12 protein-coding genes and 1 tRNA gene are annotated in these 13,740 nt (G+C 63.6%); 8 read left to right on the top strand and 5 right to left on the bottom strand.

Going from position 1 to position 13,740, the window contains the following annotated elements:
- Window positions 1-135 precede the first annotated feature (135 nt).
- Window positions 136-978 carry an inositol monophosphatase family protein gene (locus AC4CS3_RS13140; protein WP_437772604.1) on the bottom strand — a complete coding sequence of 281 codons (843 nt, stop codon included), beginning with the start codon at window positions 976-978 and terminating at the stop codon, window positions 136-138.
- 33 nt (window positions 979-1,011) lie between these two features.
- Between AC4CS3_RS13140 and AC4CS3_RS13145 the strand changes: the two genes are divergently transcribed.
- The gene (locus tag AC4CS3_RS13145; RefSeq protein ID WP_490783859.1) at window positions 1,012-1,638 is read left to right on the top strand and encodes a hypothetical protein; all 627 of its coding nucleotides are present in this window, start codon (window positions 1,012-1,014) and stop codon (window positions 1,636-1,638) included.
- A 38-nt stretch (window positions 1,639-1,676) separates the two neighbouring features.
- Here AC4CS3_RS13145 and AC4CS3_RS13150 read toward each other — a convergent pair whose 3' ends face one another.
- Window positions 1,677-2,714, bottom strand: coding sequence for a hypothetical protein (locus AC4CS3_RS13150; RefSeq protein WP_490783860.1), 1,038 nt, complete (start codon window positions 2,712-2,714; stop codon window positions 1,677-1,679).
- A 171-nt stretch (window positions 2,715-2,885) separates the two neighbouring features.
- On the opposite strand from AC4CS3_RS13150, the gene AC4CS3_RS13155 reads away from it, so the two are divergent.
- Window positions 2,886-3,179 (top strand): hypothetical protein, encoded by a 294-nt coding sequence (locus AC4CS3_RS13155; RefSeq protein ID WP_490783861.1) that lies wholly within the window; start codon window positions 2,886-2,888, stop codon window positions 3,177-3,179.
- Between the two features lie 75 nt (window positions 3,180-3,254).
- On the opposite strand, the gene AC4CS3_RS13160 is transcribed toward AC4CS3_RS13155, so the two are convergent.
- From AC4CS3_RS13160 to AC4CS3_RS13170, 3 genes are all read right to left on the bottom strand, one after another.
- Window positions 3,255-4,775 carry a putative bifunctional diguanylate cyclase/phosphodiesterase gene (locus AC4CS3_RS13160; RefSeq protein WP_490783862.1) on the bottom strand — a complete coding sequence of 507 codons (1,521 nt, stop codon included), beginning with the start codon at window positions 4,773-4,775 and terminating at the stop codon, window positions 3,255-3,257.
- Window positions 4,765-5,202: a DUF7793 family protein gene (locus AC4CS3_RS13165; protein ID WP_490783863.1), complete on the bottom strand. Its 438-nt coding sequence runs from the start codon at window positions 5,200-5,202 to the stop codon at window positions 4,765-4,767. Before AC4CS3_RS13165 ends, AC4CS3_RS13160 begins: the two co-directional genes overlap by 11 nt.
- Window positions 5,203-5,476: 274 nt before the next feature.
- On the bottom strand, window positions 5,477-6,241 hold the full coding sequence (locus AC4CS3_RS13170) for a DUF998 domain-containing protein (protein WP_490783864.1): 765 nt from the start codon (window positions 6,239-6,241) through the stop codon (window positions 5,477-5,479).
- Window positions 6,242-6,367: 126 nt separating this feature from the next.
- Here AC4CS3_RS13170 and AC4CS3_RS13175 point away from each other — a divergent pair.
- From AC4CS3_RS13175 to AC4CS3_RS13200, 6 genes are all read left to right on the top strand, one after another.
- A tRNA-Arg gene (locus tag AC4CS3_RS13175) sits at window positions 6,368-6,440 on the top strand.
- A gap of 1 nt (window position 6,441) precedes the next feature.
- Complete coding sequence (locus AC4CS3_RS13180) at window positions 6,442-6,897, top strand: DUF6314 family protein (protein WP_490783865.1); 456 nt, start codon at window positions 6,442-6,444, stop codon at window positions 6,895-6,897.
- Window positions 6,894-7,310: an NUDIX hydrolase gene (locus tag AC4CS3_RS13185; RefSeq protein WP_490783866.1), complete on the top strand. Its 417-nt coding sequence runs from the start codon at window positions 6,894-6,896 to the stop codon at window positions 7,308-7,310. The genes AC4CS3_RS13180 and AC4CS3_RS13185 overlap by 4 nt, the downstream gene beginning before the upstream one ends.
- 149 nt (window positions 7,311-7,459) lie before the next feature.
- Window positions 7,460-9,493 carry a glycosyltransferase family 2 protein gene (locus tag AC4CS3_RS13190; protein ID WP_490783867.1) on the top strand — a complete coding sequence of 678 codons (2,034 nt, stop codon included), beginning with the start codon at window positions 7,460-7,462 and terminating at the stop codon, window positions 9,491-9,493.
- Window positions 9,490-12,804: a response regulator gene (locus AC4CS3_RS13195; protein ID WP_490783868.1), complete on the top strand. Its 3,315-nt coding sequence runs from the start codon at window positions 9,490-9,492 to the stop codon at window positions 12,802-12,804. Before AC4CS3_RS13190 ends, AC4CS3_RS13195 begins: the two co-directional genes overlap by 4 nt.
- Window positions 12,801-13,733, top strand: coding sequence for a GGDEF domain-containing response regulator (locus tag AC4CS3_RS13200; protein WP_490783869.1), 933 nt, complete (start codon window positions 12,801-12,803; stop codon window positions 13,731-13,733). Before AC4CS3_RS13195 ends, AC4CS3_RS13200 begins: the two co-directional genes overlap by 4 nt.
- Window positions 13,734-13,740 lie beyond the last annotated feature (7 nt).

A 13,740-nucleotide genomic window follows, 5' to 3' on the forward strand; every position in this document is an offset into this window, starting at 1 on the left:
CCCCAGGGACATGTCCCCTCTTCGCTTGAACCAGTGGACATAACAGCACTATGTCCACCCCTCCAACCAACGAGGGAGCATGCTCACAGGAACCAAAGCACTATGTCCACTCCTCCAGCCAAGGACAGCGCATGCTCAGGCGAATTGCGGCACCGAGGTGAGCGCCGCACGCAACTCGCGGACCGCCGTCGGGCCTCCCGCGAGGAACCAGTCCAGGCCGTTGACGCGCACGACGTCGGTGTCCCCGCCTGCCGCGCGGACGATCGCCTTGCCGGGGAGCCAGTCCCACTCGGGGCAGCTGTGCTGGAACCAGCAGCCCAGTTCACCGTCGGCCACCCGGCCGAGATCGCAGGAGCCGGAACCGAACATCCGCAATGACGCTGCGGACACCGCTGCAGCGTGCCAGGGCATGGCGGCGCGGGGATCGGCAAGCCAGGTGGGGTGGATGTAGGTCGCGGCACCGAGTTGACTGAGGGCAGCCCCCGACGGCCCCGGGATCCGTTCGTCGTTGAGGGTGGCGGGGTGGCCTTCGCCGCCGGTCCAGAGCTTGTCCAACTCCGGCTGATAGATGGCCCCGAGGATCACGTCCGCATCCGAGGCGACCCCATGTGTGGCCGGACGGTCGTGCTTCAAGGCGATCGCCGAGCACCAATAGGTGGAGCCGTGCAGGAAATTGTAGGTACCGTCCACGGGATCGATCACCCAGGTGCGGCCGCTGCTTCCTGCCACCGAGCTTCCTTCTTCACCCAGGATGCCGTCGTCCGGCCGGCAACGGCGCAGTTGCTCAAGGACGTAGGCCTCAGCCGCATGGTCCGCGGCGGTCACCACGTCAGAAACCGAAGTCTTCCGTTCTCCTTGCAACCCGCCCATCCGCATCAGCAGGGCAAGCTGCCCGGCTTCCCGGACCAGGGCCGCAGCGAGTTCGTAGTCGTCGAGCGATGGATCAAGTTCTGTGGCGGAGTGCCTGCCAGTGGTCATGGGTCCAGCTTATGTGGCGGGATAATGAATGACATGGCCAAGACCCCAGCCCAACGCATCAAAAAGCACGGCGCCAATGCCGCTGTCCCCCAGCACCACTTGCCGTCGGTGATCAATCCCACCACCCAGCGGTCCCCGGAGAAGGCGCAGAACAACGGGCGCCTCATTGTGATTGCCGGGGTTGTGGCCAGCCTTTTCCTGTTCTGGTACGTGCATCTGCTGACCCTGAACCAGATGACCCAGCTGTCCGGCGGTATGTCCATGCCCGATTCCCTCATCGGCGGGTTCTCTACCGACTACGTCCATCAATTGCATGGCGCCATGACGGACGACGCCCGGGGACAGCTCAGCTACATCCACAAAACCGCCGGAACCCTGTTTCCGCTGATCTTCGGCTTCACTTGGCTTCTGCTCATCGGCACCAATGTGGCCGGAAAGGCACTGCGCTGGGCTCTGTGGGCTGCCCCCCTGCTATTCGCGGTGGTCCGTTTGTGGAGCAACGTGGCGGTTGACGCTGCGCTCGGATCTGCAACGCCCGTCGCCGGCCAGGTGGCTTTGGCTTCCACGCTCACCATTGTGGGCTGGGTACTGTTCCTGCTGAGCCTCTTGGCTGGCGGCGCGGCTGTGTTCCTTGGCCGGCGTTCCAAGAAGAGCGCCTAACTGGGCCAACGCCCTTTAGGCGCGACTCCTGATCAGAATCAGTCTTCCGAATCGGGCCCCGGAGCGAGCATCTCCCGCGCTTGGAGGGCACGCTGGTGCGCGCCGGCTTTGTCGAAGCGATCGGCCGCTTCGACCAGGCTTTCTTTCGCTGCCTGCTGGTTCCCGGTACCGGCTTGGGCCCGCGCCATCAAGAGGTAGACCTCACCTGCCATCTGCGCGGGCAGTTGGTCAGCGCGGCCCCTGATTTCGTGCAGCAGCTCAAGCGCCGCCCCGGCGTCTCCCGCCAGGTAGTTCCAATGCGCGCGGTTGAGTCGAAGCAGGAGAATTTCCTCTTCGCTGCCACCGACGACATCGGTGGCAAGCTCCGCCCGTTCAATGCACCGCAGGGTGGCCGCATCTGCCACTTCAGCGGCCAGCCTCATCGCTGCCGACGCCTTGTTGAATTTGGCCCAGACATCAAGGTTCCGAGACGGGGAAAAGGTTTCCGCGGCAAGCTCATGGTAGTGGAGCCCTTCATCGACCTTGTCGCAAAGGAAGGCCACATTGCCGATCACCCAGTACGCCTTGCCGGCCAACTGATCATCCATTTCATCGGAGATTCTTTCCGAGAGAGACAGGCACTCCTCCCAAGCCTCCTCAAGTTTTCCGGATTCGCCGAACGCCGCGATCAGTGCCTGCCGTGCGTGGACGTCGATTTCCATGTCTGCGTCGTCATCAACCAAGCCGACTGCCGACGCCGCAGCCGAGGTGGCCATCTCCAAGAGCCCTTCACCCCGCAGGGAGTTCGCCATCAAGATGAGTGCCCGGGCACGGTGTTGGGGTGAAGCCACAGCCAACGATGCCTCGGAAAGGGACCTCGCCAGGGCAGTGCTCGCGGCGAAATCACCTGCGTCGAGAAGATTCTCTGCTTGAAGGAAAGTCATGTTCCACCATCCGGCGGAATCGCCCTCATCAAGGGCAATATCGGCGGCCGAGCGCGCACCATCGGCAGCCTTGGCGAAGTCATGGCTGGCCCGGTGACCTCTCGCTTGCAGTTCCGCGGCGGCGTACGACGGCGCAACCTTCTTTTCTCCCATGGCTCCATTATGTCCCTGAGACACTCCGCCGATGATTCAGGCGAGCGTTTAGCATGTTTCTGCACCGTGTGGACGAACACTGATGACACGGCGTGTCGTTACTCTTATAATGAGCGTGCTTCACTTCGTTCACTCCAGTCGCATCAGTCCCAAAACATCAGGAGCTTTCGCATGAAAAGAACTCTCGCCGCCCTCCTCGCGGCAGCAGCAATCTTGCTCGCAGGAATTACCGGCTCGGCAGCAGTGTCCGCCAGCAGCCAGAGTCCCTCGCAGGATTCGTCCATAGCCACTGGCTGGTGGCCGAACTTCGCCCAGAACTCGGCAGAGGCCACAGGCTGGTGGCCGAACTTCGCCCAGAACTCGGCAGAGGCCACAGGCTGGTGGCCCAACGCCACTACGCAGGGCTCGCCTCAGGCCACTGGCTGGTGGCCCAACTCCGCCACCAACTCCACCCCTTCCAACTAGCTACAGCTGAAAGGCACCGGACCTGAGGTCCGGTGCCTTTCTGTTGCCTGCCTTCCGTACCGGGAGGAGGCGTGCTCAGGTGGCGCGCAGCAGTTCCGCGAATTTTTCTGCTGCCATGGGCCGGCCAAAGTAATACCCCTGGCCACTGGCGCAGCCCAGGCGGGCAAGCTCAGCCGCCTGCTCCGCCGTTTCGATGCCCTCGGCAACGGCCTGCATTCCGCATGCATGAATGAGCTGGAGAACAGCCGCCACAAAGTCCCGTTCCTTGTCGTCCGTGCCCAGGCCTTGGATAAGGGAGCGGTCGATCTTGACCACGTTGACGGGAAGGCTGCGCAGGTAGCTGATGGACGAATAGCCGGTGCCGAAATCGTCGATTTCCAAGCGGATACCCAGACGCCGGAGGCCGGTCAGAGAGTATTTGTCGATGTCGCTGCCGTTCACCGCCATTGACTCCGTCAGCTCGATGACCAGCTTGGACGCCTCCACTCCGGTTTCGGCGAGCACTTCCCGCACATGCTCGATCAATTCCAGGCTTTGCAGTTCGGTTGTCGAAATATTGACCCGCATGCTGAAGTCTTCGTCCACGCCCGGGCCGTCCAGCCACTCGCGCAATTGCTGCATCGCCCGCCGAAGAACCCAATAGCCGAGATCGATGATGATTCCGGTTTCCTCAGCCAGAGGGATGAATGCATCCGGCATCAACAATCCCCTGTCGGGGTGATTCCACCGCACGAGCGCTTCAGCGCCTTCAATCCGGCCCGAGGCCAACTCGACAACCGGCTGGAAGTGGAGGACCAGCTGATCTGTCCGGATGGCTTCACGCAGCTCGGAGATCATGAGTCCTTGGAGTCGGCGCGCATACAACAAAGCCGGCTCGAAAACCCTGACGCTGCTCCCCGGCTCGGCCTTTGCCGCATACATGGCCGTATCGGCTTCCATCACGAGGTCGTCCACGGACTGTCCGGGCTCGGCGACCCGGAGCCCGATGCTGGTTCCACAGATGATCCGGACTTCGCCAATGTCGATGCTCTCACCGACTGCCCGGAGGATCCGCTTGGCAACGCCCCTCGCGTGAGCCGCATTGGATTTGGGCAGCATGACGGCGAATTCGTCCCCGCCGAGCCTGGCCACCATGTCAGTGTCGCGGACCGCGGCGAGCAGGCGCCTGGCCGTGACCTTCAAGACGGTGTCCCCTGCGCCGTGCCCCAACGTGTCGTTGATCCCCTTGAATGAGTTCAAGTCCAAAACGAGCAATGCGGGTGGGAGCTCGCCCCGTTCGGATTCGACGAGTTCATGGTTCAGCGCCCTTTCGAGTGCCGTGCGGTTGGCCAACTGGGTCAGCGGATCAGTGAGCGCCATCCTTTCGAGTTCGATCTGGGCCTCGCGCAGCATGGCTGTCCGGCTTTCTACCCGTTCCTCGAGCTCCTGGTAGATGGCTTGGAGATCGTCCGCCATGAGGTTGATCCCCGTAATGACAGCAGCCACTTCGTCCCGCGGGCCGGAGACCGGGATCCTCGTGCTGAGGTCGCCGTCCGCAATCCGGACCACCCCTTCAACAAGGGCAAGGAGCCGAGGGTCCTGGGGCTCATGATCCACGGTGGTGCTCTCTCAACCAGTCACGGGCTTCGGCCTCGGAGGTGAAGAACTGTCCTGGCAGGGAGCCTGGCTTCGCGCGCAGGAGAAAGTGCGCGATCACCCGGTCCACAGGACTCTCCCCCAAGAGGGCACAGGCTGAAACGGCCACGGAATTCGAGTACGTCAGGCGTGCGTCGTCCGTGACGGACAGTACTCCGGTCACTCTGAGCAGAAGAGGAAGCCTTCTCCCGTCCGCAAACATTCGAACGGCTGCCGCGGCCGCCCGCGCTTCCGGCGAGCGGACTACGGAGTTCGGCGGCAGGGTGACTTCGACAATCCCGTCCTCCGCCAAGTCGACGGTGATCTGATCGGCAGGGGCCGGCACGTCTTCGGATGAAGCATCCAAGGCATCATCGGGAAGCCGGGCGGGCAGTGTCTGGGCGCTCATCGCTGCGTGGCCTGCCGTCGGACGATCGGCCCGTGGGGGTCCATAAGGGCACTGCCCGAGAGCCCGGAAGCTGCCCTTATGGGGAATATATCGCCTGCGTGTCCCGGACGACGCAGAACAAGCTGATGAGTCATGGGTCCTATGTTCTGCCGTGTCGATCAATTTAGTCTGCGCCAAGACTGCGTGGAACCCTCAGCCCGGCGCCATTCCGGTGAGTGCACTCATGATAGTGCAAAGATTGCCCATCCGCTGACACGAGGCTACCCGCGAAAACTCAGCGTTTTGCAAGCCGCGCCGCCGTTCGCCGTACTTCCCGAACCCTTTGCGCCACCACTAGCCCGGCGGCGGAAAATCCGATCGTGACCGGATAAGCCATCAGGCGTTCCAAGGTTCCAGGCTCGGGGACATCCATCCTTGTCAGGCCGCCGACCACGAGGGCGCCCAGCGTCAACGTCCCGCACGCCACGATGAACCACCCCATGGGCGTATGGGGCAGCCAGAGTACCCCGAGGAGCAACAGTGCTAATGCTCCACCGATGAAGAACATGAGGGCGCCCACGAGGTGGAAGGGAGATCCAAGGTCTTCCGGCACAAAACCAACAACCACGGTTCCCAGCCCGGAGATACCCGCCAGGACCCGGACCGCGACGGCGGTGGGCCACGCTTTGCGGTAGGCGGCACCCTGCAGGATGCGCACTCCGGGACGGGCAGCTATGCAGAGGAGCGCCGAACTCAGCAGCAGCGCCCCGACAAGCATGCCGAGGCCCTGCACCACAAAGGAGGCATTCATAAGCAGATGCAGAGGCGAACAGACGTCGCGGTGCTCGTAGATCCCGCACCTGAGCGCGCCAAGATCGCTGATGAAGCCCGTCCGGCGATCGTAGGGCTCGGGACCGCGCCAGGCTTCGATCACCGCCGATTCGGCCACGAAATACTGCACCACGCTCAATTGGGCCCAGCCGCCGATGTTCGAACGGATGGTGCCCAGATCCGGGAGGTGGTCGCCGAAGGCGGCGGGCGCCGTCATCTGCTCTCTCATGCGGGCCAGCCTAGCGCGCGGCGTTCGGGGGCGCGGGCCGTCGGTGTTCGAGGGCTGCCCCGGCAGCTTGTATGCTTGTATGCGTGCCCGGCCAGCGGCTCCCAGGAGCTTCCAGCACGCGCACAGGCCCTCGTAGCTCAGTGGATAGAGCACGGCTCTCCTAAAGCCGGTGTCGTTGGTTCGATTCCAATCGAGGGCACTTGAAAGACCAGCTGCGCGAATCGTCTCCGGTGCAAGACCTGCGGGCCTACCTGCTGGGCAGCTGGACCGTGGAACGGTCCCTGTGGGACCGGGCGGGCGGCACCCGCGGTACGTTCACCGGCGTCGTGCGCTATTCAGGAACCCCCGACGGCGGGCTCCTCCTTCGCGAGGACGGCACCGTGACCTGGCCCAGCCACACGGGCCCGGCCTTCCGCGAATACCTCCTGCGCCCCTCGGGCTCTCCCGCCGCGATGGATGTCTACTTCCCGGATGGGAAACCGTTCCACCGCATGAGCTTCCGCCATCACGCCAACGAGGACAGCCACTGGTGCGATCCCGATGACTACAAAGTCAATTACCTCTGGGGCGGGCCGGATGCTTTCAGCTACGCCTGGGACGTCCACGGACCGGACAAGGATTTGCTGCTCGAATCCCGGCTAAGGAGAGAGCAATGACCCGCAACAATCCAGCCAAGGACCTGATAGTCGTCAGCGCGGTCTGCGTGTACGACGACGCCGGACGGCTGCTGACGGTGCGCAAGCGTGGCACGGACAAGTTCATGCATCCCGGGGGCAAGCCCGAACCAGGTGAAACCGCGGCGGAGACGGCATCCCGCGAGCTGGCCGAGGAAGTCGGAATCGACGTCGACCCGGCCGATCTGGAGCCCTTGGGGAGTTGGCTCGCCATCGCCGCCAACGAGGCCGCCACGGATATCCAGGCTACCGTCTTCACCGCACCGGGCATGTGGGAGGCCCATCCTTCGGCCGAGATCGCAGAGATCCGCTGGTTGGATCTCTCTGCTGAGCTTCCGGACGATTTGGCTCCACTCCTGACGGACCACGTCCTGCCCTTGCTCGCGAAAAAGTAGGGCCTCCCCGCACCGGGACAATGCTGCGGGTGACACTGCCTGAACTTCCCTGTTTTCCCATGAAAATCCGGTGAGAACTGGCTATAGTGATCGCACAGTTTGTTTTAACTTGATACAGGCTGCATTGTCAGATCCAGCTGGGGGATCGCATGCAATCTCTTGAAGAACGCCGACGCGCCCGGGGAGACGTCGGCGGGGAATCCGGCGCGGAAGTCCGCCGGGAACCGACGCAGTTCCGTGACACTCCTACGGAGGTCAAGGCCTACTCGACGGCGGGAATGGCAGGCTGGGCAGCGCAACTGGGTTCTCCCGCGCCCGAGGCTCCGCGTTCCCGCAGAATCGCCAGGACTGGTGGGATAGCTGCGATCGCAGCGTTGTTGCTCTACCTGACGTGGCGGATCGCATTCACCATGCCGCTTGGAGGCGGCGATCTTGTCATCGCTTGGACGCTGGTGACGTTTGAGGCCCTTCCCCTGACGGGGCTGGTCCTGAAATCCATCACGCTGTGGAACATCGACTGCTATGCGCCGGAGCCGGTTGCCGAACCACCCAATGGCATGAGGGTCGCCGTGCTGATCCCCACGTACAACGAACCCGTCGAGGTCCTTGCCCCCACCATCGCCGCCGCCTGCGCCCTTCAACCGAGCCACGAAACATGGGTGTTGGATGACGGGGACCGTCCATGGGTTGCCGAGATGTGCGCATCCTTCGGTGCGCGCATCGTCACCCGTGCCGAACATGACCATGCCAAGGCGGGCAACATGAACCACGCACTGGATCTCATGGCCGCCGAGGAAGCAGCAGGCAAGGACGCAATAGACATCATTGCCGTGCTGGACTGCGACCACGTACCCCTGCCGACGTTCCTGACAGCCACCTTGGGATGGTTCGCCGACGAGGAAATCGCCCTCGTCCAGGGGCCGCAGGCGTTCTACAACTCAGGGGCCTTCGACGACGACGGCATCTCAGGCGAACAGGGTTTGTTCTTCAACGTCCTGATGCCTTCGCGCAATGTTCCGGGCGCAGGGCCGTTCTGGTGCGGCTCAACCTCGCTGCTCCGGGTCAAGGCGCTTCGCGAGGTAGGCGGAGTGGCCACCGAGACGATCACCGAGGACATGCACACGACCCTCAAGCTCATCCGGCGCGGATGGAAGACCGTCTACCACCACCAGACGCTCGCTGTGGGCCTGGCCCCGGCAACAGCCGATCAATACCTGCTGCAGCGCCGACGCTGGGGCATGGGCGCGATGCAGATCCTGACCTACGAGCGTCTCTGGGCGGCCAAGAGCTGGATGACCTGGCGAAACTTCCACGAATACATCAACGGAACTTTATGGTGGCTGGAGGGCATTGCCACTTTGATTGCATTCATCATTCCCATGGCGGTCATGGTCTCAGGCGCCCAGACCTCCACCGCCGGGCCGGTGGAGTTCACCCTGGCCTTCGCAGCCATGTTCTGGGTCCGTTTGTGGGGCGCCCAGAGACTCATGCGCCACCAGATCCACTGGCCGACGGCGTTCGCCCTGCGGATTTTCCGCGTTCCTGTTGGGATGGCTTGCCTTTGGTGGCTCGTTTCCCGGAAATCCTTGGAGTTTCAAGTCACCCCGAAAGGCGCCGCGGAATTTCGACTCCGCGGACGGGCCCCGCGGATCCTCATTGTGCTGATCGTCATCGTTGCCGCGATTATTCTCTATGCGACCGCCGGAGTCTTCGGCTGGGTGCCTTGGCGGACAAGTCCGGGTTCCACGATTGCCGCCGGCGTCTGGCTGGTTCTGGCCGGGGTTGTCTTGGTGCTGGGAACACTCCGGATCAGAGCCGCCGAATTCGCCACATCACGCAGGAGCGCCCACAGGGTCACAGTCAAGGTACCTGTCACGATCGAGGGCGTCGCTGGAGAATTGCTTGACATCTCCATGGGAGGCGCCGCAGTTCGAGTGGAGGCCGACGCGCTGCCCGAGACCGGTCGCGTTCACCTCGCGCTGCCTGGGGCTGCACCGATTGCCCTGGACATCGTTCGGGTCTGGTCCACGTCGAGGGAAGGCCGCACGGCGTCTCTGCGGGTTCGCGACGGCGACTGGAACGCGTATCGAGGCCTCGCACTCTGGCTGTTCCATACTCCCGATGATGTCCTGCCGGGCTTTCCCCCTGGCGTCCCTGCCGTCGCAACCCGGGAGTCGGCATGAGCGGCCACACCCTGCGCAAGCCCACCCTGGCCTGGACAGTTGTCGTCACCGCTGCGGCGGTGGCCGTCCTGGCGATGGTCCTCGGGGCAAACCAAGGGTCGTCCGCGGCGCAGTCAGCCGGGGACCTCGCCATCCTGGCAGCCGCGCTGCTCGCCACAGTCAGTTGTGCCCGGGCAGCACGGCGCAAAGACGAAAGCTCCCGTGCGTGGCGGGTCATGGCTCTTGCCACCTTGCTCTGGACCATCGGTCAAGCAATCTGGACCTTCTATGGGTTGACGCTCGACCATGACTATCCCTATCCCTCCCTAGCCGACGCCGCTTTCGTCGGCTATTCGATCCCGGCCGCGATTGCCCTCTACTTGTTCCCGCGTCCCCGGGTTTCCCGGGTTGCTTTCGTGCGCGCACTCCTGGATTCGGCAGTGATCGCCTCCGCCGTGCTGTTCATGAGCTGGGCCACTGTCCTCGGTTCCATGTACAGGGCGGAAGACCAGGAAACCCTCGCCCATCTCACTGGCCTGGCCTATCCCGTTGCCGATATCGTGATGGTCTCCATAGTCCTCATGCTCACGATGCGGAGAGCACCGGGAGAACGCCTCAGATGGGTCTGCCTGGGTGGCGGGCTCCTCGTCCTGGCGATCACTGACAGTACCTATGTGAAGCTGACCTCCGACAACATCACGGGGCTCACCGGGACTCCCCTGGCGGCTGGCTGGATCGCGGCCTTCCTTCTGATCGCGCTCGCCCCTCTGGTCCCCTACGCCCCCCGTCCCCGGACGGACCGGCGCCTCTACACCCTTGCGTTGGAGCTCCTCCCCTACGTCCCCGTCTTCGGTGCAGTCATGGTGGCGCCCATACGCGTCGGGCGTCCCAGCGACCCCTTCCTCCAAACCGTAGGCCTTACGGTGCTGGCCCTGGCCATCACCCGCCAGATCCTCATGATCCTGGAGAACATCAACCTCACGCGGGATCTTGAATCCAAAGTTGCCGAGCGCACGTCGGAGCTCGAAGGCTTGGGCGCGATCGTCAACTCTTCGGCAGATGCCATTGTGGGCAAGACCCTGGACGGTGTCATCACCAGCTGGAATCCCGGAGCAGAACGGATCTACGGATACAGCGCCGCGGAGGCAATCGGCAGGAATGTTTCCTTCATCATTCCGGACGAGCTTCAGGACGAGGAAAAAGAACTCTTGGCAGCCATCAGGGCCGGCGGGGAAACCCACAGCTACGAAACAGCACGGGTCCGCATCGACGGTTCGATCGTTCCGGTCTCGCTGACGATGTCCCCGATCCGCGGGACGGACGGCATCCGCGGAGTCGCCACGATCGCCCAGGACATCACGGAACGCAGGATCGCCCAGGCCGAGTTGGTGACTGCCCGGGAAGCCGCCGAGGAAGCCAGCCGCTTGAAGTCGGAGTTCCTCGCGACCATGAGCCATGAGATCCGCACACCGATGAACGGTGTGATCGGGCTAACTGGATTGTTGCTGGACACTACCTTGGAGGAAACCCAGCGCCAATATGCCGAGGGCGTCAAGGGCGCGGGCGAAGCCCTGCTGACCCTGATCAATGACATTCTGGACTTCTCGAAACTCGAAGCCGGCAAGGTCGATCTGGACCCCGCGCCCTTCAATCCACGCACCCTGGTGGAGGAACTCGCAGTCCTCCTCGCCGAAACCGCACAGGCAAAAGGCCTGGAGCTGATTGCGTACTGCCGCCCGGAAGTTCCGGCGATGCTGGTGGGTGACGCCGGCCGCATCAGGCAGATCCTGCTCAATCTGGCCTCAAACGCAGTGAAGTTCACTCCCTCAGGAGAAGTCGTCATGAGCGTGAAGCTCGTGGAGCAAGAATCCGCAAACGCGCGGGTACGCTTCGAAGTCCGCGACACCGGGATCGGGATCGAGCCGGCAGACCATCTCAGGCTCTTCGAATCGTTCTCGCAGGCCGACGCCTCAACCACCCGGCGGTACGGCGGAACCGGCCTCGGACTGGCGATCTCGCGGAGGCTTACCGAGGTGATGGGCGGCGAGATCGGGGTGGACAGTTCCTTGGGCAACGGCAGCACTTTCTGGGCCACCCTTCCCTTGGCGGTGAGCGGGCCTGCCGCAGCTCCGCCGTCGATCTCGCCCGAGCAACTGACGGGACTCCGGGTCCTGGTGGTGGACGACAACTCGACCAACCGGCTGGTGCTGCAGGCGCAATTGGCGGGCTGGCGGATGAATCCGGAGGCTGTCGGCGACGCCCAACAGGGCTTGGACCGTTGCCGCGAAGAAGCGGCCGCCGGACGTCCCTTCGACATTGCCGTGCTGGACATGTGCATGCCCGACATGAACGGCTTGGAGCTGGCCCACAAGCTGAGCAACGACGTCGCTCTCGCATCCACGCGGATCATCATGCTGACGTCCACCATGAATGTGGACAAAGGCGAACTCGTGGCCGCCGGGGTCCAGGAGTGGTTGACGAAGCCCGTGCGCAGCTCCGAGTTCTACGACCGCCTCATGCGTCTCGTCGCGACACGTCCGATCGCGGCTCCCGCGGTTTCTCCCGCAATTCCGGTGACCATCAGCCAACCTTCGCGGGGCCTGATTTTGGTCGTCGAGGACAACGAGGTCAACCAGCTCGTAGCCCGCAGCATGGTTGCGAAGCTCGGGTACGAGGCCGACGTCGTAGCTGACGGCAACGAAGCAGTCGCCGCGACTGCGGCAACAGAGTATGCCGCGGTCCTGATGGACTGCCATATGCCCGTCATGGACGGGTTCGAGGCCACCAAGGCCATCCGGGCACGGAACGATGGCCGCAAGCGGCTCCCCGTCATTGCCATGACCGCAGGCGCCCTGGATGAGGACCGTGAGCGCTGCCTCGCGGCCGGCATGGACGACTATTTGACGAAACCGGTGGACGTGGACAAATTGGACCGGGTTCTCTCGCGATGGATACCGGAAACATCCAAGGAAGATACCGGCCCCGCCCTCGACCCCGCGAGGCTGGAGACGTTGCGCGACCTCGGCCCGGCAGACGGACTGGGATTGCTGCCTGCCGCGGCCCAAGCCTTCAGGCAAGACATTCAACCGAGCCTGCAAGCACTCCGTCAGGCTTTGGACAACGGAAGCGGAGACTCTTTTAGACAGGTGGCCCACAAATTGAAAGGCGCCGCAGCCAACATCGGAGCCGCCCGCGTCGCCCGGATGTGCGAGGCCTTGGAACGCAGCTCATCAAGCGGCAAGCCTGTCGATCCCGCGCTCCTGGCCGACCTTGAAGCCGAACTTGACCTCGTTGACAAAGCGTTGGACCACGCCCTGTCGGTGGCCTCGTGAAGGTCCTGGTGGCGGACGACGACTTCGGTTCGCGTCTGGTGGCGAAGGCGGCAGTGGAGCAGTCCGGCCATGAATGCATCGTGGCCGCGGACGGCAGCGCCGCATGGGAGCTTTACAGGCAACACCGGCCGCAAGTCGTCGTGACTGACCTGATGATGCCCGGACTCAACGGACTGGAGCTGTGCCGCGCCATCCGCAGCGCGGAAGAGGACTCCTACACCTATCTTGTCCTTGTCACCTCGAAGGATTCACGTGAGGACGTGGTCGCGGGCATGCAGGCCGGTGCTGATGATTACGTGGCCAAGCCGCTTGACCCGTTCGCCCTGCATACCCGGCTGTTGGTGGCACAAAGGGTGACTTCGCTGCATACGGATCTTGCCCGCTACCGTGCCGCGCTCGCGGAGCAAGCGCGCACCGATCCCCTGACGAAGCTCCACAACCGGCTGAAGCTCTCGGAGGACCTGGAACAGCTGCACCACGCAAGCGCACGGTACGGCACCGACTACAGCCTGGCGATCTGCGACGTGGACAATTTCAAGAGATACAACGATCTATACGGCCACCAGGCCGGTGACCTCGCCTTGCAGTCGGTTGCGGCCTCCCTTGCCCGCCAAGGGCGCGAAAGCGACGGAATCTACCGCTTCGGCGGGGAAGAATTCCTCTTCCTGCTGCCCGGCCAGACGGTATCCGGCGCTGAAGCAAGGCTCGTCCGGGCCCTGGAGGCTGTGCGGGACCTGGGCATCGCGCATTCAGGGAACCCCTCGGGCACCCTGACCCTGAGCGCTGGTCTCTCGGCCTTTGTCCCCGACCACCGGGTCAGCAGCGAACGGCTCCTCAAGGAAGCCGACATGGCGTTGTACGCCGCCAAGTCCGCCGGCCGCAACCGCGTGGAAGTTGCGCCGGAAGTTCGCCAGCACACCCGGAGCTGAGCGGCGT

It is taken from the genome of Arthrobacter sp. SE2, assembly GCF_058244265.1.

Excerpts from the sequence above, each read along its gene's own strand:
- AC4CS3_RS13140 (WP_437772604.1), bottom strand. The coding sequence starts at position 978 with ATGACCACTGGCAGGCACTCCGCCACAGAACTTGATCCATCGCTCGAC.
- AC4CS3_RS13145 (WP_490783859.1), top strand. The coding sequence starts at position 1,012 with ATGGCCAAGACCCCAGCCCAACGCATCAAAAAGCACGGCGCCAATGCC.
- AC4CS3_RS13150 (WP_490783860.1), bottom strand. The coding sequence starts at position 2,714 with ATGGGAGAAAAGAAGGTTGCGCCGTCGTACGCCGCCGCGGAACTGCAA.
- AC4CS3_RS13155 (WP_490783861.1), top strand. The coding sequence starts at position 2,886 with ATGAAAAGAACTCTCGCCGCCCTCCTCGCGGCAGCAGCAATCTTGCTC.
- AC4CS3_RS13165 (WP_490783863.1), bottom strand. The coding sequence starts at position 5,202 with ATGAGCGCCCAGACACTGCCCGCCCGGCTTCCCGATGATGCCTTGGAT.
- AC4CS3_RS13170 (WP_490783864.1), bottom strand. The coding sequence starts at position 6,241 with ATGAGAGAGCAGATGACGGCGCCCGCCGCCTTCGGCGACCACCTCCCG.
- AC4CS3_RS13185 (WP_490783866.1), top strand. The coding sequence starts at position 6,894 with ATGACCCGCAACAATCCAGCCAAGGACCTGATAGTCGTCAGCGCGGTC.
- AC4CS3_RS13190 (WP_490783867.1), top strand. The coding sequence starts at position 7,460 with ATGCAATCTCTTGAAGAACGCCGACGCGCCCGGGGAGACGTCGGCGGG.
- AC4CS3_RS13195 (WP_490783868.1), top strand. The coding sequence starts at position 9,490 with ATGAGCGGCCACACCCTGCGCAAGCCCACCCTGGCCTGGACAGTTGTC.